The organism is Alcanivorax sp. HI0083 (assembly GCF_001635175.1).
Genome location: NZ_LWFX01000447.1, coordinates 1 through 414 on the forward strand (window position 1 = coordinate 1; position 414 = coordinate 414).

General features: G+C 58.5%; 1 protein-coding gene and 1 pseudogene. One reads left to right on the forward strand and one right to left on the reverse strand.

Annotation, left to right across the window (positions count from 1 at the left end; translation table 11 throughout):
- Nucleotides 1–156 precede the first annotated feature (156 nt).
- Nucleotides 157–294, reverse strand: a pseudogene (locus tag A3754_RS28765) (Hpt domain-containing protein); the annotation flags it as partial.
- Here A3754_RS28765 and A3754_RS28770 point away from each other — a divergent pair.
- Nucleotides 232–414 (forward strand): hypothetical protein (locus A3754_RS28770; protein WP_304439807.1); only part of this gene is annotated, 183 nt, incomplete at its 3' end. The pseudogene A3754_RS28765 and the gene A3754_RS28770 sit on opposite strands and share 63 nt — an antisense overlap.

Below are 414 nucleotides of genomic sequence, written 5' to 3' on the forward strand. Positions count from 1 at the left end.
AGCAGGGGCTGTTTGATTTCAATGAAGTGGTTCAGGTGCTGTGTGACAAGATGGTACGGCGCCACCCGCATGTCTTTGCGGATACCGAAGCTGTTCCAGAGCACATATCTCATCACACAAGGCAGAGACCCGTGGCCCAAGGTGGGTACGGTCGCTGCCGGTCTTCAATGCTTCTTCGAGTTGCCGGGCGCTTTGTTCCAGGCGGGGAGTGCCGCAGTAGCGGGTCGCACCGTGGAGTTTGTGCACCCGCTCCAGCAAGTCGTCGTTATCGTTCCGGTCGAAGGCGGCGGAGATAGCCGGGCGATCTATTTCCAGGCTATCAAGCAACATTTTCAGCATTTCGTCGGCAAGGTGGTCACGCCCCCCGGCGCGGCGACGGGCCAATGCAGGATCAAAGACCTGGTCACTGTTATC